This is a genomic window from Flagellimonas olearia, from assembly GCF_004150225.1.
GTDB lineage: Bacteria > Bacteroidota > Bacteroidia > Flavobacteriales > Flavobacteriaceae > Flagellimonas > Flagellimonas olearia.
Map to the genome: position 1 here is coordinate 39,318 of NZ_ML142912.1, position 17,917 is coordinate 57,234.

At 44.5% G+C, this 17,917-nt stretch carries 17 protein-coding genes; 10 read left to right on the forward strand and 7 right to left on the reverse strand.

The features are described 5' to 3' along the window. Window positions 1–113: 113 nt before the first annotated feature. Window positions 114–767, reverse strand: coding sequence for a gluconate 2-dehydrogenase subunit 3 family protein (locus tag DN53_RS13475; RefSeq protein WP_129654976.1), 654 nt, complete (start codon window positions 765–767; stop codon window positions 114–116). Beyond that, entirely contained in the window at window positions 767–2,485 is a 1,719-nt protein-coding gene (locus tag DN53_RS13480; protein WP_129654978.1) for a GMC oxidoreductase, read from the reverse strand. The genes DN53_RS13475 and DN53_RS13480 overlap by 1 nt, the downstream gene beginning before the upstream one ends. Window positions 2,486–2,622: 137 nt before the next feature. Between DN53_RS13480 and DN53_RS13485 the strand changes: the two genes are divergently transcribed. From DN53_RS13485 to DN53_RS13500, 4 genes are read left to right on the forward strand one after another with little or no spacing between them, the layout of a single operon-like run. Next, window positions 2,623–3,621 (forward strand): sugar phosphate isomerase/epimerase family protein, encoded by a 999-nt coding sequence (locus tag DN53_RS13485; RefSeq protein WP_129654980.1) that lies wholly within the window; start codon window positions 2,623–2,625, stop codon window positions 3,619–3,621. Window positions 3,622–3,645: 24 nt separating this feature from the next. Next, window positions 3,646–4,089 carry a DinB family protein gene (locus DN53_RS13490; RefSeq protein WP_129654982.1) on the forward strand — a complete coding sequence of 148 codons (444 nt, stop codon included), beginning with the start codon at window positions 3,646–3,648 and terminating at the stop codon, window positions 4,087–4,089. A 16-nt stretch (window positions 4,090–4,105) separates the two neighbouring features. Next, window positions 4,106–5,335 carry a nucleoside permease gene (locus tag DN53_RS13495; RefSeq protein ID WP_129654984.1) on the forward strand — a complete coding sequence of 410 codons (1,230 nt, stop codon included), beginning with the start codon at window positions 4,106–4,108 and terminating at the stop codon, window positions 5,333–5,335. A 12-nt stretch (window positions 5,336–5,347) separates the two neighbouring features. Continuing rightward, on the forward strand, window positions 5,348–6,487 hold the full coding sequence (locus DN53_RS13500; protein ID WP_129654986.1) for a Gfo/Idh/MocA family protein: 1,140 nt from the start codon (window positions 5,348–5,350) through the stop codon (window positions 6,485–6,487). A 45-nt stretch (window positions 6,488–6,532) separates the two neighbouring features. Here DN53_RS13500 and DN53_RS13505 read toward each other — a convergent pair whose 3' ends face one another. Then, entirely contained in the window at window positions 6,533–6,997 is a 465-nt protein-coding gene (locus DN53_RS13505) for an ASCH domain-containing protein (protein ID WP_129654988.1), read from the reverse strand. Window positions 6,998–7,006: 9 nt separating this feature from the next. Further along, window positions 7,007–8,713 carry a GMC oxidoreductase gene (locus DN53_RS13510; RefSeq protein ID WP_129654990.1) on the reverse strand — a complete coding sequence of 569 codons (1,707 nt, stop codon included), beginning with the start codon at window positions 8,711–8,713 and terminating at the stop codon, window positions 7,007–7,009. A gap of 139 nt (window positions 8,714–8,852) precedes the next feature. On the opposite strand from DN53_RS13510, the gene DN53_RS13515 reads away from it, so the two are divergent. From DN53_RS13515 to nadD, 6 genes are all read left to right on the forward strand, one after another. Further along, window positions 8,853–9,905 (forward strand): sugar phosphate isomerase/epimerase family protein, encoded by a 1,053-nt coding sequence (locus tag DN53_RS13515; RefSeq protein WP_116216846.1) that lies wholly within the window; start codon window positions 8,853–8,855, stop codon window positions 9,903–9,905. Window positions 9,906–9,922: 17 nt separating this feature from the next. Beyond that, window positions 9,923–10,645: a 3-keto-disaccharide hydrolase gene (locus DN53_RS13520; protein ID WP_417935930.1), complete on the forward strand. Its 723-nt coding sequence runs from the start codon at window positions 9,923–9,925 to the stop codon at window positions 10,643–10,645. A 4-nt stretch (window positions 10,646–10,649) separates the two neighbouring features. Further along, window positions 10,650–11,402, forward strand: coding sequence for a 3-keto-disaccharide hydrolase (locus tag DN53_RS13525; protein ID WP_417935932.1), 753 nt, complete (start codon window positions 10,650–10,652; stop codon window positions 11,400–11,402). An 80-nt stretch (window positions 11,403–11,482) separates the two neighbouring features. Continuing rightward, window positions 11,483–12,340, forward strand: a complete 858-nt coding sequence (locus DN53_RS13530; RefSeq protein ID WP_129654995.1) for a YicC/YloC family endoribonuclease — start codon at window positions 11,483–11,485, stop codon at window positions 12,338–12,340. Next, window positions 12,337–12,936, forward strand: coding sequence for a guanylate kinase (gene gmk / locus DN53_RS13535; protein ID WP_129654997.1), 600 nt, complete (start codon window positions 12,337–12,339; stop codon window positions 12,934–12,936). Before DN53_RS13530 ends, gmk begins: the two co-directional genes overlap by 4 nt. A gap of 3 nt (window positions 12,937–12,939) precedes the next feature. Then, window positions 12,940–13,524 (forward strand): nicotinate (nicotinamide) nucleotide adenylyltransferase, encoded by a 585-nt coding sequence (gene nadD, locus DN53_RS13540; protein ID WP_129654999.1) that lies wholly within the window; start codon window positions 12,940–12,942, stop codon window positions 13,522–13,524. 12 nt (window positions 13,525–13,536) lie between these two features. Here the strand turns inward: nadD and DN53_RS13545 are convergent, their stop codons facing one another. The 3 genes from DN53_RS13545 to DN53_RS13555 all read right to left on the reverse strand — a co-directional run bounded on the left by DN53_RS13545 (window position 13,537) and on the right by DN53_RS13555 (window position 17,899). After that, window positions 13,537–14,256, reverse strand: coding sequence for a DUF6503 family protein (locus DN53_RS13545; RefSeq protein WP_129655001.1), 720 nt, complete (start codon window positions 14,254–14,256; stop codon window positions 13,537–13,539). A gap of 54 nt (window positions 14,257–14,310) precedes the next feature. Next, complete coding sequence (locus tag DN53_RS13550; protein WP_129655004.1) at window positions 14,311–16,608, reverse strand: inorganic phosphate transporter; 2,298 nt, start codon at window positions 16,606–16,608, stop codon at window positions 14,311–14,313. A 76-nt stretch (window positions 16,609–16,684) separates the two neighbouring features. Then, complete coding sequence (locus DN53_RS13555; protein WP_129655006.1) at window positions 16,685–17,899, reverse strand: porin; 1,215 nt, start codon at window positions 17,897–17,899, stop codon at window positions 16,685–16,687. Window positions 17,900–17,917: the final 18 nt, after the last annotated feature.

Genomic DNA, 17,917 nt, shown 5'->3' on the forward strand with positions numbered 1-17,917 from the left:
AGTTCACCCCACCATGAACAACTTCCGAGGTATTTTTTTGCCGTAATTAAGAAAAGGGCCAAAAACAAAAAGCCTTCCATATGGAAGGCTTTTATGTGTATAAAGAACAAAACTTACAACGACCAGGCCTTGCCTCCGGTCAGTGTATTTAAATCTCCACAGCCAATATATTCACCAGGGATGGGCAAATAAGCCAAGACTTCTTCACCTACATATTCTGATGATTTATAGGCCCATGTGGCCAAGTTCCTCAAATCATTGGCAAAAGAGAAACTGGCAATATCCTCATTGAGGGTAGCTTCTCCTCCCTGTTCTATGGCATCCATATAACTGCTTATGGCTTCCGAATGGGCTGTTTCTTCCTCATCGGTTCGTTTTTTGAGATAGGTCTGTAAAACAGGCTCTATATCGGTAGCCTCAACATCCATTAGGGATGATTTTCCAGAATCGGCCAAGACCTTATCAAAGAAGTTGTCCATTTTCAGTTTTACAAAATCCTGCTGCTCTGTTGGCAATACCTCGTTCATGTACGAATCGATAAAAACATGCACATTCATCTCAGTAGCAGAGGGTGTGTCTGTCTTGGGAAGGATTACATCCAAGGTTTGGGCCAGGGCATATCCCTGTTCTTGGTTCAAAAAGGAAGGAGTCCATTCGGCATAGGCCGGTTTGTCCTTGCAGCTTTGAAGCAACCCTAAAAGGGTGGGAGTGGCCACGGCATAGCCAAAGGCCATACCCATATTCTTAAGTGCGGATCTTCTTTCCATTATATATTTCCTTTTTTAAGTTCTTGAGCGGCGTGGTGTACGGCTCTTGCTGTAAATGCCATGTAGGTCAATGATGGGTTTACGCAACTGGCGGAGGTCATAAAGGCCCCGTCGGTAACATAAACGTTCTTGCAGGCATGCACCTGGTTGTTTCCATTGACTACCGAAGTTTTAGGGTCGCGACCCATGCGGGCAGTACCCATTTCGTGGATACCCAATCCTAAGGCGTACGGACGATCGTAGGGCTCAATATCACGGGCACCTGCCTTTTCAAGCATCTTAACGGCTTGGTCCGTCATGTCCTTACGCATGTTCAATTCGTTTTCCTTGATCTCAGCATCAAAGGTCACCGTAGGTAGTCCCCACTCATCTTTTTTGTCGTAATCCAAGGTCATTTTATTGTCGTGATACGGAAGGATTTCTCCAAAAGCGGTCATGCCCATGCTCCATCCCCCTGGGGATAGAACGGCATCCTTGTATTCTTTTCCAAAGGAAGCTTCGGCAATCATTTCTTCATAATTTCCACGACCGGCACCACCTTGGTACCCATAGCCACGGACAAAATCTTTCATATTGGAATCTCCACCAAGATTTCGGAACCTTGGAATATAAATACCATTGGGCTTTCTGCCTTTGTAGTATTTGTCTTCGAAGCCATCAAATTTTCCACTGGCACCGGCCAAGAAATGATGGTCCATGATATTGTGGCCCAGTTCTCCTGAATCGTTCCCCAATCCATTTTCAAATCTATCCGATTTGGATTGCATCAAAATGGAAGTGGATGCGATGGCAGAGGCACAAAGGAAAATCACCTTGGCCTTGAACTCAAACTCTTCCTTGGTTTCCCTATCGATTACTTTTACCCCAGTGGCTTTTTTGGTATTGGGGTCATAAATGATCTCGTGTACAATGGAATCGGGTCTTAGGGTCATGTTTCCGGTTCTCTCGGCGGTTGGTAGGGTAGAGGATACACTACTAAAATAACCTCCAAAAGGACATCCCCTAATACATCTATTCCTAAACTGGCAACGAACCCGGCCATCGCCTTCAAATTTTTTATCACTGTTGATGTGTGCCACCCTTCCAGCGGTAACGGCCCGACCATTGAAGTGCTCGGACACTTTTCCCCTAAAAAGGTCTTCCACGCAGTTCAGTTCCATCATGGGCTCAAACTGTCCGTCGGGTAACTGGGGCAATCCTAGATTTTCACCCGAAACCCCAATGAATTTTTCCACTTTATCATACCATGGTGCAATGTCCTTGTAACGTACCGGCCAATCCACGGCAATGCCTTCATTTTTATTGGCCTCAAAATCAATATCGCTCCAACGGTAGCTATGGCGTCCCCACATAATGGAACGTCCACCAACGTGGTAGCCCCGCATCCAATCAAAGCGCTTTACCTCATTGTAAGGGTGTTTCAAATCGTTCACGAACCAATGCTTGGAGGCAGCGCTGGTGGTATATCCGGTCCTGGATTGTTTTTCCTGTTGTTTTATGTCTTCCCTTGTGGCCTGTCCGGCATGGGGAAAATCCCAAGGGTCCATATTGGCTGTGGGATAATCATCACGGTGTTTTACCATGGGGCCACGCTCCAAGACCAAAGTCTTGAGTCCATTTTCACAAAGCTCCTTGGCAGCCCAACCACCACTGATGCCCGTTCCCACCACTATGGCATCGTAGGAGTCCTGCTCCTCGTTGTAATAAAATTTACTCATTTATTCGGATTGTTTATTTCCTAAATGTATTAATTATTAAATTAATTTTCTACATTTAAACCCTATGTTTATTGAGAATTCGCTACTATAACGTTGTAGTTTTTTGTATTCCATGTGAAATTTTATTATAGAATCTTATGAAGAAACATTTTTTTGCCAAGAATGGTACTTTGGCTGTAGTCATGTTTGTATTACTGGGAATTTTTTCCTGTAAACAGAACCAGAAAAAGGAGGGAGAGGAGAGCCAAGAAGTGGCCCAAGAGGCAATGACAACCACTGATGCCCCCGCCTTTAAAATTTCCTTGGCCCAATGGTCCATACACAGAATGATCCGCGAAGAGGGAATGGATCCCTATCGCTTTGCCGAGAAAGCCAAAGAATGGGGGTTTGAAGGATTGGAGTATGTAAGTGCTCTATACAATGCCGAATTGGAGAAAGATAACTTCTCCGAAGAAGCCATGAAAAAGTTTGTGGAAAAGAGCAAGGCAGAGAGTGACAAGTATGGATTGCAAAACCTGATCATCATGATCGATGGCCAAGGGGATTTGGCCGCAGCCGATTCGGCTGAACGCAAAGCGGCCGTTGAAAACCACTATAAATGGGTAGATGCCGCAGCAGCTTTGGGTTGCCATTCCATTCGGGTGAACCTGAACGGAACCATGGAGCCCGAGGCATGGACCGCAGCGTCTGTGGATGGACTCACACAACTGTCTACCTATGCCAAGGACAAGAACATCAACATCATTGTGGAAAACCACGGAGGACCTTCTTCAAATGCGGCTATGCTCACTGCAATCATGAAGCAGGTGAACATGGACAATTGTGGCACCTTGCCCGATTTCGGCAATTTCTGCATCAAAAGGGAAGCGGGGGATTATTACGAATCCAAGTGTTTGGAGGAGTATGACAAATACCAAGGGGTAAGTGAGTTGATGCCCTACGCAAAAGCGGTAAGTGCAAAATCCTATGATTTTGATGAAGAAGGCAATGAAACCACCATTGACTATGCCAAAATGATGGATATAGTTGGGAAAGCAGGCTATTCCGGCTATGTAGGTGTGGAATATGAAGGCAACGAACTAGGCGAGGAAGCGGGGATTTTGGCCACAAAGGAATTGTTGGACAAACTGCGATAAGCGTTCACCATAAGGTAAAGAGGTATGAAGGGATTCTTGCAACAGCTCTTCGATTACAATTTCTACTGCAATAAAAAGCTGATAGGGCAATTCCATTCCATGGAACAGGTCCCTGAAAATTGTATTCGTCTTTTTAGCCATATCCTGAATGCACATCACATCTGGAACCAACGGATATTGGAAAAACAACCGGACTTTACGGTTTGGCAGGAACAGCCTGTGCAAAACTGGGAAGACATCCATTATGATAACCAAAGGACCTCCTTTGAGATCATTACCAATACCGAAGACCTTAACAAGAGGGTGGAATATGAAAACAGTGAGGGAAGGACTTATGCCAATGACATCAAAGACATCCTTTTCCACGTGGTGAACCACTCTACCCATCATCGAGGCCAGATTATGATGGATTTACGCGCATCAGGAATAGCACCCGAACCTCTGGACTATATTTTTTACAAACGATAAACTAAACCGACTAAATATGAGTTTTAAAACCAAATTCCAACTGTCCTTTATGATGTTCCTCGAATTTTTTATTTGGGGCGGATGGTTTGTGACCCTAGGAACATTTCTGGGGAACAATTTAAATGCAACTGGGGGAGAGATTGCCCAAGCGTTTTCAACACAATCGTGGGGAGCCATCATTGCTCCTTTCATTATTGGTTTGATTGCCGATAGATACTTTAATGCTGAACGAATCTTGGGAGTGCTTCACTTGGTTGGGGCCTTCTTGATGTACCAAATGTACCAAGCCGATGAGTTTGCGTTATTTTACCCATATATTTTGGGGTATATGATCCTATATATGCCCACATTGGCTTTGGTGAACTCTATTTCATTCAGTCAAATGAAGGATCCTGCCAAGGAATTTTCCCCTATCCGTGTTTTTGGAACCATTGGATGGATCGTTGCTGGGTTGGTCATCAGCTATATTTTTATTTGGGATTCCCCCGAAAGCATTCAAGCTGGAATGTTGAAGAACACCTTTTTAATGGTGGGAATTGCTTCGGCCGTTTTGGGGCTTTTTAGTTTCACTTTGCCCAAGACTCCTCCTAGCGTTAACAAGGACGAAAAAGTATCCGTTGCCGATATGCTGGGGTTGGATGCCTTGAAACTTTTGAAGGACAGAAACTTTCTGGTTTTCTTTATCTCTTCAATCTTGATTTGTATTCCGTTGGCCTTCTATTATCAAAATGCCAATCCGTTTCTATCTGAGATTGGAATGGAGAACCCAACAGGAAAGATGACCATAGGGCAAGCCTCTGAAGTTTTGTTTATGCTCCTTTTACCATATTTCTTTACCAAATTCGGATTCAAGAAAACCATAATCGCAGGGATGTTGGCTTGGACCGCTAGGTATTTGCTTTTTGCTTATGGAGATGCGGGAAGCTTGACATTTATGCTCCTCTTGGGGATAGCACTGCACGGCATATGTTATGATTTCTTCTTTGTTTCAGGACAGATCTATACCGACAGTAAGGCTGGTGAAAAATACAAGAGTGCTGCCCAAGGGTTGATTACCTTGGCCACATACGGCGTGGGGATGCTCATCGGATTCTGGATTGCTGGTCAGATTACGGACAACTATCTTATTTCAGAAAACAGCCATGATTGGGCAAGTATCTGGCGCTTTCCTGCTATTTTTGCCTTTGCGGTGGCAATTATCTTTGCCCTACTGTTCAAAAATGAAAAAATAGAGTACAAAGAGTAAATTAATCGAAACATGCCAAAAAAAATCAGATTAGGAATACTTGGAGGAGGCGGTGATTCCCTTATTGGGGTATTGCACAGAGTGGCTTCTTTCATTAATGATAACTATGAAATTGTGGGGGCCGTCTTCAACCCCAATCTTGAGGACAGTTTGAATTTTGCAAAGGAAATAGACATTCCCACCAACCGTATCTATAAGGATTTTGATACGTTGATAGAGGAGGAGCTCAAGCTTCCTGAGGAGGAGCGTATTCAGGTGTGTTCCATCCTTACGCCCAACTTCCTGCATTTTCCCATGGCCAAAAAGTTGTTGGAGAACGGCTTTCACGTCATCTGTGAAAAGCCCATGACCACAACTTATGAAGAAGCCAAGATTTTACAGGAAACCTTGGTGAAGGCCGGGACGGTGTTTGCGGTTACCCATACCTATACCGGGTATCCCATGGTACGGCAAATGCGCGAGATGATCAAGGAAGGTGTTTTGGGAAAAATCCACAAAGTGGATGCACAGTATTACCAAGGTTGGATCAATCCCATTATACATGACAAGGAAAAACGGTCGACCGTATGGCGCTTGGACCCCAAAAAAGCGGGTATCAGTTCCTGTATGGGAGATATTGGCGTCCATGCCTTTAACATGATCGAGTACACTACTGGACTTCAAGTGAAATCCTTGTTATGTGATTTCAACTACCTGTACGCAGACAACCAAATGGATGTGGACGGAACGGTGTTGTTGCGCATGGGAGAACATGTAAAGGGCCTTGTTCGAGCAAGTCAAGTCGCTACTGGAGAGGAAAACAACCTTACCATAGCCATTTACGGGGAAAAAGGAGGTTTGCGTTGGGAGCAGGAAAATCCCAACTACCTGTATAAGCTGAACGACCCAGAACCGCTACAGGTTCTTAAACCAGGGCATGCCTATAATTCAGAATTGTCCTTGGACGGTACCAAATTGCCTCCTGGTCACCCAGAAGGGATTTTTGATGCCATGGCCAATATCTATTTGGGTGTGGCGAGGGCCATACGCGGTGAGAAATATAATAGCGGGGAGTTCCCAACCATGACCGATGGGGTCCGTGGCCTCAACTTTATAGAAAACACTGTAGCTTCACACAAACAAGGGAATGTTTGGGTGGATATGGTGGATTGAATCCGCTTATAAAATAAAGATGTAATGGCTGCCTTTCGGTGGCCATTATTTTTTATAAAGCATCTCAAACTGTTCAAATACCACGATCATACTGTCTTTGGGTGCGGCACCGAACTGGCCAAGTTCCCGGGAGAAATAACTCCAATGCGTGTTTTTCCATTGGTCCAGACTTTTATCATCCTCACCTTCCAATCTGGCATGTTCTTCACGAATACTGAAATAGGGCAACAACTTTACTGAAGTGGTCCGGATGACACATTTGGCATTGCCGTTCCAATCGGTCACCACATAGAAATCACCAATCTTGGGAAGGGGTTCATTGCGTAATTGAAGACCCTTTAGCGCATGGGACATGGCTCTTTTAGTTTCCTTGCTGGCCAAATCGGCACAGACATTGGCATCTTTTTCATTATCATAAAAATGAATTACCCTTGGAGCATCCTCGGAGGCAAACTCCAGATGGGCGTCCAAAAAGTCGCCCCATAGATTCCGGGCTGAAGCATTTTCCATAAGCAGGTTTTAAGAAAATTTGTGTTGTTTAAATTGATTGGCGGCATGATTGGCGGCCCTGGCCGTGAACGCCATATAGGTCAATGAGGGGTTTACGCAACTTGCCGAGGTCATAAAGGCACCGTCCGTTACATAGACATTGGGTACGTCATGCAATTGATTGTGCTTGTTCAATACCGAGGTTTTGGGGTCGTGTCCCATTCGTGCGCCTCCCATTTCATGGATGCCCAGACCGGGACCGGTTTCGTTATCGTAGGTGGTGATATTTCTAAATCCGGCAGCCTTGAGCATGGCAGCGGCCTCTTCAAGTATGGCTTCTCGCATTTTGTACTCGTTGTCCTTGAACTCTACATCAAAATCCAATTGAGGCAATCCCCATTGGTCCTTTTTATCGTTGCTCAAGGTAACCCGATTATCATGATGTGGCAACATTTCCCCAAAGCCGGTCATTCCAATTTCCCAACCACCGGGTTTTAGGATGGCCTCTTTCAGTGCCTTGCCATAACCCATTTCCGCGACCATTTCAGACCAGTTGGTCCTATTGGCACCACCTTGGTATCCAAATCCACGTAGGAAGTCCTTGCGCTGGGTTTTTTCATCCAGATTGACAAACCTTGGGATATAAAAACCATTGGGCCGTCTTCCCTTGTAATATTTGTCCAAATGACCATCTACCTTTGCCGAAGCGCCCAATTGGTAATGGTGGTCCATGATGTTGCGTCCCAATTGGTCATGGTTGTTGCCCATTCCATTGGGGAACGCCTTTGATTTGGATTGCAACAAGATGCCCACGGATGCCATGGAGGATGCACAGAGAAAGACAATATTTGCTTTGAACTCCATTTTTTCATGGGTTTCTGCATCAATGACCTTTACCCCAGTGGCCTTTTTTTGTTGTTCATCATAGATGACTTCATAGACGATGGAGTTGGGTCTTAACGTCATGTTTCCGGTCCGTTCCGCAGCGGGAAGCGTAGAGGAGTTACTGCTAAAATAGCCTCCAAAGGGACATCCCCTCCAGCATCGGTTTCGATATTGACAAGGTCCCCGACCTTCAAATTCCGCAGTTTTTTCTGTGATATGGGCCACTCGGCCAATAGTCAAGAGCCTGCCATCCTCAAAATTGGAAGTCAAAGCCTGTTGCAAGTCCTTTTCTGCACAATTCAACTCCATGGGAGGTTGAAATTGCCCATCGGGCAATTGTTTAAGGCCCAAGGCTTGTCCACTTACCCCAATATAGGTTTCCACCTTATCATACCAAGGCGCAATGTCCTTGTAGCGAACGGGCCAATCCACGGCAATGTCTTCTTTTTTATTGGCCTCAAAATCGATATCGCTCCAGCGATAGCTCTGTCGGCCCCAAATCAGGGAACGGCCACCTACCTGATAGCCCCGTATCCAATCAAAACGTTTGGTTTCTTGGTAGGGATGTTCCAGGTCGTTCACAAAAAAGTGTTTCACATCGTCCCTGGGAGCCCACCCTACGCGTAGTTGTTTGTGGTATTTTTCTTTATCAGCACGGTTTAGTTCACCTTTATAGGGGTAGTCCCAAGGATCATCGTTCATGGTTTTGTAATCTTCCACATGCTTTACCATGGGGCCACGTTCCAACACCAAGGTTTTTAGTCCGTTTTCACAGAGTTCCTTGGCGGCCCAACCGCCACTGACTCCCGTGCCTACCACTATGGCATCATAAACTTTGGTATCATTCACCATTCTACTGTTTTAATTGTTGGCTAATCCCTATATTTAGGTCTTTATTCATGGGAAGTGAGAACACCATGATATTTTTCTTAAATATAGAGGATAAATCCTAAAAATGAATGGATTTATAAATTCCAAAAACTCAACTTAAATGAAAACAATTAAAGGACCGGCTGTTTTTTTAGCACAATTTGTGGACAGTCAGCCACCGTTCAATTCTTTGGATGGGCTTTGCGAATGGGCCTCGGGTCTAGGATATAAAGGAATTCAGATTCCTACATGGGAATCCTTTCTAATTGATTTGGATAAAGCGGCCGAAAGTCAGGACTATTGCGATGAGCTCAAGGGAAAGATAAACTCATACGGATTGGAAATCACCGAATTGTCCACCCATTTACAGGGGCAATTGGTAGCGGTGCACCCTGCGTACGATATCATGTTCGATAATTTTGCGCCGGATGCCCTAAAGGGTAAGCCCAAGGAGCGGACCCAATGGGCCATAGAGACCGTAAAAAAGGCAGCGACAGCCAGTCGAAGATTGGGATTGAACGCCCATGCCACCTTTTCTGGAGCATTGCTCTGGCACACGGCGCACCCTTGGCCCCAAAGACCGGCCGGTTTGGTGGAAATGGGATTTGAGGAACTGGCCAAGCGTTGGATGCCTATATTGAACCATTTTGATGAGGAAGGTGTGGATGTATGCTATGAAATTCACCCTGGGGAGGATTTGCACGATGGGGATACCTTTGAGCGTTTTTTGGAAGCCACAGGCAACCACAAAAGGGTCAATATTCTTTACGACCCAAGTCATTTTGTATTGCAGCAATTGGATTATATTGCTTACATAGACCATTACCACGAGTTTATAAAATCGTTTCACGTAAAGGATTCCGAGTTTAACCCAACAGGAAAGAAAGGAGCTTTTGGTGGCTACAATGATTGGGGGGATAGAGCCGGGAGATATCGTTCTTTGGGTGATGGGCAAATCGATTTTAAGACCATATTCTCCAAATTGACCCAATACGGCTGTGATGTTTGGGCTGTGATGGAATGGGAATGTTGCATCAAAAGCCCTGAGCAAGGCGCACGAGAAGGTGCCAAGTTCATCCAAGATCATATTATTGAAGCTACGACCAAGACCTTTGATGATTTTGCAGGTTCGGCAGTGGATTCGGAAAAACTTAAAAGAATACTAGGAATATGAAAAAAACAATCATTTTGATGGCACTTGCAGTAGTGTTTGCCTGCAAGGAAAAGCCCAAAGAGAATGCAACCGAAGAAGTTGCGAAACAGGAGACACAAACACAGGAAGAACCCACGTGGACTGTTTTGTTCGATGGCTCTTCCTTTGATGGATGGCATGTGTATAATGGAGGTGAGGTAGGAGAGCCATGGAAGCTGGAAGATGGCGCCATGGTATACTATCCACCCGAGGAAAGAAATAAAGGGAAAGTGTATGACCTGGTTACGGACAAGGATTACACCAATTTTGTATTGTCCTTGGAATGGAAAATTTCCGAGGGTGGAAACAGTGGAATTTTCTATGGAATATTTGAAGATAAGAAATATGGAGCGCCCTATGTGACAGGTCCGGAAATTCAGGTGTTGGATGATGAAGGCCATCCTGATGGCAAAAACGGGGCTACCCATCAGGCAGGGGCTTTGTACGATATGATTGCTGTATCGGAAAAAACAGTAAAACCTGTGGGCGAATGGAATCAAGTGGAATTGACCATCAACCATAAAACCAATCAAGGGCAAGTGGCCCTCAATGGCAAAAAAGTTGTAGAGTTTCCAGTACATGGCCCCGAATGGGATGAGATGGTTGCCAATTCCAAGTTTAAAGGATGGGAAGGTTTTGGAGCCTATCAAACTGGAAAGATAGGGTTGCAAGATCACGGAAATATTGTGGCGTTCAGAAACATCAAAATAAAGGAACTATAGTATGATGATCAACAAAAATGCCCTTTTGGCCCTATGTGTCTTAACAGGGGCCTTTGCCTTCGGCCAAGAGAAAGAACCTACCCAACCTGAAGCTACCGAGGTTTATGAACCCGTTCCTCCAAAAGTGGTGCCGGGAAGCAACGGTGCACCACCCAGTGATGCCATTGTTCTTTTTGATGGCTCCAATTTAGACGGATGGATCAGCACCACGGATAGCACTGCTGCAAAATGGACGCTGAACAAGGATGGGAGCATGACCGTAAAGGACAAAACAGGCAATATCCAAACCCAACAGAATTTTGGAAGCATCCAACTGCACATAGAATGGAAGTCCCCGGCCCAAGTAAATGGAAAAGGACAAAGCCGTGCCAATAGTGGTATCTTTTTATCGGGTTTGTATGAAGTACAGGTGCTGGACAACAACGACAATGATACCTACGTGAACGGTCAGGTGGGGTCGGTGTATAAGCAGCATGTGCCCTTGGCCATGGCCTCCGTGCCAACAGGGGAGTGGAATACCTACGATATCATCTACCATGCCCCAGAGTTTGAAAAAGGACAAAAAACCAAATCAGGGACACTCACAGTGATCCAAAATGGGGTTCTGATTCAAGACCATGTAGAAATCAAGGGGACCACACCGTACGTTGGATGGCCCAAGAACCCTCCCCATGGAAAGGGACCATTGATGTTGCAGGACCACCAAGACAATAGCAGGGTAAGCTACAGAAACATTTGGGTAAGGGAGCTGGACTAATTTTCTATTTATCTCCAACAAGCAGTAGTTAAAGGGCCAATACCTATTTTGGTTACCTTTGGCAAAATTTATCGTTTCATATGATTCAATCCATGACCGGCTTTGGAAAGCATGTTGTACAGCTTCCATCAAAAAAAATTACGGTAGAGCTTAAATCGCTCAACAGTAAAAATTTGGATATCAATGCCAGGATTCCCCAAACCTTTCGGGAAAAAGAGCTGGAGTTCAGAAAGATGATAGCCGATGTCCTAATCAGGGGAAAGGTTGATTTAAGCCTTTACGTTGAAATTACCGGAGAAGAAACCACAGCAGAAGTAAACCAAGGGGTGGTCCGGAATTATATGGAACAGCTGTCGGCGATTGCCCAAGGAGACGATTTGAAGCTCTTGGAACTGGCATTGCGTATGCCGGACACCCTGAAAACGGACAAGAACGACATTGATGTTGAAGAGTACAAAGCTATCAAGGAAGCTCTTGACCAGGCCCTATCCAAGATAATCGAATTTAGAAATGAAGAAGGCAAGGTCTTGGAAAAGGATTTTGTGGAACGTTTGGCCAACCTGAAAGCCTTGTTGGATAAAGTCAAATCCCTTGACCTTGAACGCTTGGCCAGCGTGCGCGAGCGTTTGGAAAGAGCCGTGTCAGACCTAAAAGTGGAAGTGGACGAGAACCGTTTTGAGCAAGAGCTCATCTACTATTTGGAGAAGTATGACATTACGGAGGAAAAAGTACGTCTGGACAACCATCTGAATTATTTTGAAACCACCTTGAACTCTGACGATTCCAATGGCAAGAAACTGGGATTCATTTCCCAAGAAATAGGAAGGGAGATCAATACCATTGGTTCCAAGGCCAATTATGCCCCCATGCAACAAGTGGTGGTGCAGATGAAGGATGAACTGGAGAAAATCAAGGAACAAATGCTGAATGTATTATGACGCAAGGAGGGAAACTCATTATTTTTTCGGCCCCATCGGGAAGTGGGAAAACAACGATTGTAAAGTACTTGTTGGAACAACCCGAACTGAACTTGGCCTTTTCGGTTTCGGCCACCTCCAGACCCAGAAGGGGTAAGGAAAAGCATGGGGTAAATTATTATTTCATGTCCATTTCCGAGTTCAAGAGACATATCAAGGAAGATGACTTCTTGGAATGGGAAGAAGTATATCGCGATAATTTTTATGGCACCTTAAAGAGTGAGGTGGAACGCTTGTGGGCCGAAGGCAAGAATGTCATTTTTGATATTGATGTGGTCGGAGGGCTTCGTATCAAAAAGAAATTCCCCGAACAGACCTTGGCCGTTTTTGTGAAGCCACCCAGTGTGGACGAGTTGAAGATTCGATTGAAAAAGCGCAGTACGGAAAGTGAGGATAAGATCAATATGCGGGTGGCAAAAGCCTCTGTTGAATTGGCCACGGCTCCCCAGTTTGACCGTATCATCAAAAATTATGATTTGGATACGGCTCTTAAAGAGGCCCATGAATTGGTGGCCGAATATGTCGGGGCCAAGATTCCCGATGCAAAAGAGGAATAGCTTATGAAGAAGGTAGGGCTCTTCTTTGGAACATTCAACCCCATTCATATAGGCCATTTGGTCATTGCGAACCATTTGGTGGAGTTTTCCGATTTGGATGAGGTTTGGTTTGTGATTACCCCGCAAAGTCCATTCAAGACCAAGCAATCGCTTTTGGATGACCACCATCGATACCAAATGGTATATGAGGCCGTACAGGAATATCCCAAGTTGAAACCCAGCAAGATAGAGTTTGACCTGCCTCAGCCCAATTATACCGTGAACACTTTGGTACATTTGGATGAAAGGTATGGGGAAGACCATCAGTTTGCCTTGATCATGGGAGAGGACAACCTGAAAAGCTTCCATAAATGGAAAAACTATGAAACCATTTTGGAGCAGTATTCCCTATATGTCTACCCAAGGGTTTCTGCAGGGGAGGTGGAGCAGCAGTTCAAGGACCATCCCAAGGTAGTGCGGGTGGCTGCCCCCATCATGGAAATTTCATCCACCTTTATTCGTAGGGAACATAAAAACGGGAAGAATATAAGACCTTTGCTTCCCAATGCAGTCTGGAAATATATGGACGAGATGAATTTTTACCGTTAGGAGAGTCTAAGGTCAACCTTTGGTAAGAATATCCGTTCCTAAATATTTGTCATCCTTGTTTAAATACCAGGCCCGAGTCTTGGGCATTTGTATCCCGTTGATTTCCTCCAATCCCTCCAAAAGGATGTATTCCCCATCATTTTTGCTTTCATCATGGTAAAATTGGTACACTTCCATGGCATAGGTCTTCGGGTCAAAATAGAAATACCAGGTATCGCTGCCTACCTTTTCATCATATCGAACTTTTAAGACAAGATATTCCTTGTCCTTAAAGGTTTTTACCTCCACTTTTTCGTCCAAGAGCGTCCCAGGGTCTTTTAGTTTCATGGGAAGCCCATACAGATAGGTATAGTAATTTTTCATGGTCGTGCCCCGTTCGCAGGATAGTCTCAATTTATCTGCCTCAGCTTCCGAAAACTCCTTACTGCCGTTTAAGGTAATGGAGCAATTGCCCTTGCTCATATCATAGGTATAGGAATTGCCGTCCTGCTCCACATCCAACACAAATTCTTGGTTGACAAAATCGGCTTTTATGGTACTTGTTCTCTTCGGAGCATTGGGAGACTCCATAATGACCTTGAAAGAGGTATCAAAATAGTTCCAGTTGTCATTGGGGTCATGGAAAGCAATGGCCCTTTCCAACACAGTATTGGCCGTTGGTAATTCTTGGGAACTGACAACCTGGACGGTTACCCATGTAATTAGGAAGGAGAAAAGCGCATATTTGACCATCTTGTACCTATTATTTATAGGTACAAGATAGTACTTTATGTATGATAATGTTGCTTACTGCTCCTGTTCGATCTTGGCAGGAGGAACGGAACTGTCGTACTCTTGATAGTACTGCTCCAAAAGATCCATCATGGCGGTCATTAAGTCCCGGGTCTCCAACAATAGGGAGAAATACAAAGTTGTATTTTTTGGACTGGACTCCTCAGTTCGGGTCCTTGAGACTTGACGATCAATTTTTTGCAATACCAGATCATACAGCTCTTGCTTGGAATTCAGGATGGCATCGATTTTGTCAAAGGATTTCTTTTCGAAGGTTTCTTGGGTCCTGTCAAAAATCTCCTGTAGTTTCTGGTCGATTTCCTTGAGCTCCTTTATCTGGTTGTACTTCAGTTTTTTATGGTTGTTGTACACATGGTTAAAGCTCACTTTTCCTATGTACTCAAGGGATTGCGACATATCGGTCAAATGTCCCATGGCATTGATATAAAAGTTACTGGCACCAATGTGGGCTTCCTCCAAATTCTTGATAAAGTAGAAAGTATGTTCCCGGAGGTCTTCAATCTCTGAAGAAAGTTTGTTGCTCTGTTTTTTGTTCTTCTTTAGGAAGTTCAAATCTTGTTTGGCCAACCCATTGATGGAGTTGGAGTAAATCCTATTGCTACGCTTAACAGCGTTGGCAATGTTGGCGGCACTTTCATCTATCACACCTTGAATGGAACTGCTTTCGGCCCTTCTCAAACGGTCTTCAACCTTGATTTCCTTTGTTTTCTTGTTGTAGGAGATGTAGTTCCTTACCAAAAGAAGTACAGCTGCAAACAAAAGAATGGCAATGGCGGCACCCTTACCAAAGCTGATGAGGGTTAGAATGGTCCCAGCGGCAATGAACGCTATAATCGCGGTACTGAACCATCCGGCGATAACATTGAGAACCCCTGCTACCCTGTATACGGCACTTTCGGCACCCCAAGCCCTATCGGCCAATGAGGTTCCCATGGCTACCATGAAGGTCACATAGGTAGTGGAAAGTGGAAGTTTATAGGAAGTGGCCACTGAAATCAGGATACCTGCCACCATCAGGTTAACCGATGCCCTGATCATATCAAAAGCGGGTAGGTGCAATACTTTGTCCTTGGATAGGTTGATTACGGGTTTTTTGAATCTTTTGTCGATGGCGCCCTGCACTGAAGGAGGAACTATGGAAGTTATCCATTCTGATACGGCAATGGAGTACCGGACAAGGCTTCTGGATAAATAGTTGGGCTGAAACCGTTCCTTGGCCTCACCTTCACGCGAAAGGTTGATTTCCGTATCGGCAACATAGCGCGCTTTTTTGGACCACCAAAGGGTGGCCACCATGATCATCCCGGAAATAAACAAAAGTAAGGTGGGCGTTTCCACTTTTGTGGCAAGGATTTCCATGCTAAATTCGGAGGCCGGGGTTCCAGAAACCACCCAAGCTTCATAAGATTGCCAAGCGGCAATGGGCACACCAATGAAATTGACAAGGTCATTTCCGGCAAAAGCCAATGCCAATGCAAAAGTTCCAACACCAATGATCAATTTATAGATGTTGGTATTGGCAAACATGATGAGCACGTAAGAAATAACAGCCCAAATCATGAAATTCACCACTACCACCCCGTACACTTGGGTCTCTAAAAAATCTTTAATGGTCATACCATTGATAAAACCATAGGTTTGGTCGGCAAAGGGAGTTCCTTTAATCCCTTTTATCAAGATAAAATAGGTGATCGCGGAAAGGGCGATACCTCCAAAAATAGCTCCCGTCCATTTTGGTTTCTTCTGAAAGTCATAGGAGAGCAAAAGCCTGGAAACCCATTGCACAAAAGCTCCAATGGAAAATGCAATGACCACGGAAGATAGGATACCTACAATAATTTCAATGGCCTTATCCGTGTTGATATAGTTGATGACATCCGTGAAATTCCCATTTTGTGCCCCGATTTTGATCAAGGCCATGGCAACCGCCGCCCCCAAAAGGTTGAAGACTATGGATACGGTTGTGGAAGTGGGCATGCCCAGCGTGTTGAAAAAGTCAAGAAGGAGAATATCGGTGATCATCACAGCCATAAAAATGAACATGATCTCATCAAAATAGAATTGACCGGGGTTAAAAATACCCTTTCGGGCCACCTCCATAAGACCGCTGGAAAAAATAGCGCCACAAGCAATACCTATACTGGCCACGATCATAATGGTCCTAAAGGATATTGCCTTGGAACCAATGGCCGAATTAAGAAAGTTTACCGCATCATTGCTGACACCAACTACAAGGTCGGCTATGGCCAAGGCCGCCAAGGCGACCATTATTAAAAAGTAAATACTATCCATACAATAATTAAAAGTCCAAAAAATTTTTCAAATATCTAGAGAATGCCCTATGATTAAGTTATGTTAAGGTTATCTTTTACAGGTGAACATCCAACTGTAACCGGAACATTAACTCATCAGTTCCTTGATCAACAGTTAGATAGCTAAGGTCGGTTTGCAGTTTTAGTTTATGTCCTACAATATATTTTGAAAGTCCCAGAGTATACTGTTTCTCAGGAGCTTTTCCCGTAATATTCTCATCCAATTTTATGCTGGTGAACCTGGCCGAGAGTTCCCAATTTTTTTTAAGGAGATATCCCGTTTGAAGGTTCAATCCGTTTCCTATTTGTACAATGTCGCCCGTTTCAGTACCATCCAAATTTTTGGCGATAGGGTCATCGGCATCACGGTTGGCATATTCTCCCATTAGTGAGAATCCCTTGTACTTAAACATGAAATCCATAAAAAAGGTGGAAATATCCGTTTCATAAAAGCCGGTATCGGTGAACATATAGGTACCCATGTTGCTCCGGGTCTTTACGGCGTTCTTGTTGAGGTCATATGTACTGCCTATCATTAATTTAGGGGTTTCTTCCCGTGCCAGATCGGCTCCTTTATAGTCCCCTTTGGACTGGAATTTTCCAAAGGGAAGGAATTCCAGGCGCGAGGTATACTGATGCCCACCCAGGTTTCCAACGGTAACATTTCTTCCTTCTCCCTGGGAGAAAGCGAACTTCTCCCTGATCAGAGCTTGTTTTCCCAATTTAAAATGATGCCTTAGTTGGAAGCCCATATCCCGATCAATGTTGAACTTGGCATTGAGCAAGGAGCGATCTACCTGCTGTAGGTCTCCGGATGAGATTACCCGTTCTATGTTCCCGGGAAGTTTGGTCTGGCCAAACCACAGCTCAAAATTTTCATAAAAGTTCCATTTCACAACGGCATCAAAGATATATCTGGGCGTGTTTCCCGTAAATTGGGAACCTCCTGAAATATCGCGGTTGGAGAGCCCCAATTCAATTTTATATCGAAGCTTTGGCGTGTATACAAACCCATCAAATTTTAATCTGGCCCTACGCACCAGGAAATTCTGTTCTGGGTTTTGTAACCCATCGGTTTCACTATTTTCCCAATTGGCAATGGCCAGAAGTTGCATTCTTGCCCCAACTTTGGAGCTCCATGTACTGTCCTTGCCAACAATGTTCAATAACCCTTTACCAAAAGTGGTTGGACTTGAATCTTGTGAGTGGGAAAAATGGGTGCATAAGAAAACAAAGAAAGACCCTGCTAGGGCTAACTTTTTGATATTCATTACAGTACTAGTTTTTGT

Bases quoted from the DNA above. Each gene is read 5' to 3' on its own strand.
- DN53_RS13475 (WP_129654976.1), bottom strand. From the start codon at position 767: ATGGAAAGAAGATCCGCACTTAAGAATATGGGTATGGCCTTTGGCTAT.
- DN53_RS13480 (WP_129654978.1), bottom strand. From the start codon at position 2,485: ATGAGTAAATTTTATTACAACGAGGAGCAGGACTCCTACGATGCCATA.
- DN53_RS13485 (WP_129654980.1), top strand. From the start codon at position 2,623: ATGAAGAAACATTTTTTTGCCAAGAATGGTACTTTGGCTGTAGTCATG.
- DN53_RS13490 (WP_129654982.1), top strand. From the start codon at position 3,646: ATGAAGGGATTCTTGCAACAGCTCTTCGATTACAATTTCTACTGCAAT.
- DN53_RS13495 (WP_129654984.1), top strand. From the start codon at position 4,106: ATGAGTTTTAAAACCAAATTCCAACTGTCCTTTATGATGTTCCTCGAA.
- DN53_RS13500 (WP_129654986.1), top strand. From the start codon at position 5,348: ATGCCAAAAAAAATCAGATTAGGAATACTTGGAGGAGGCGGTGATTCC.
- DN53_RS13505 (WP_129654988.1), bottom strand. From the start codon at position 6,997: ATGGAAAATGCTTCAGCCCGGAATCTATGGGGCGACTTTTTGGACGCC.
- DN53_RS13510 (WP_129654990.1), bottom strand. From the start codon at position 8,713: ATGGTGAATGATACCAAAGTTTATGATGCCATAGTGGTAGGCACGGGA.
- DN53_RS13515 (WP_116216846.1), top strand. From the start codon at position 8,853: ATGAAAACAATTAAAGGACCGGCTGTTTTTTTAGCACAATTTGTGGAC.
- DN53_RS13520 (WP_417935930.1), top strand. From the start codon at position 9,923: ATGGCACTTGCAGTAGTGTTTGCCTGCAAGGAAAAGCCCAAAGAGAAT.
- DN53_RS13525 (WP_417935932.1), top strand. From the start codon at position 10,650: ATGATCAACAAAAATGCCCTTTTGGCCCTATGTGTCTTAACAGGGGCC.
- DN53_RS13530 (WP_129654995.1), top strand. From the start codon at position 11,483: ATGATTCAATCCATGACCGGCTTTGGAAAGCATGTTGTACAGCTTCCA.
- gmk (WP_129654997.1), top strand. From the start codon at position 12,337: ATGACGCAAGGAGGGAAACTCATTATTTTTTCGGCCCCATCGGGAAGT.
- nadD (WP_129654999.1), top strand. From the start codon at position 12,940: ATGAAGAAGGTAGGGCTCTTCTTTGGAACATTCAACCCCATTCATATA.
- DN53_RS13545 (WP_129655001.1), bottom strand. From the start codon at position 14,256: ATGGTCAAATATGCGCTTTTCTCCTTCCTAATTACATGGGTAACCGTC.
- DN53_RS13550 (WP_129655004.1), bottom strand. From the start codon at position 16,608: ATGGATAGTATTTACTTTTTAATAATGGTCGCCTTGGCGGCCTTGGCC.
- DN53_RS13555 (WP_129655006.1), bottom strand. From the start codon at position 17,899: ATGAATATCAAAAAGTTAGCCCTAGCAGGGTCTTTCTTTGTTTTCTTA.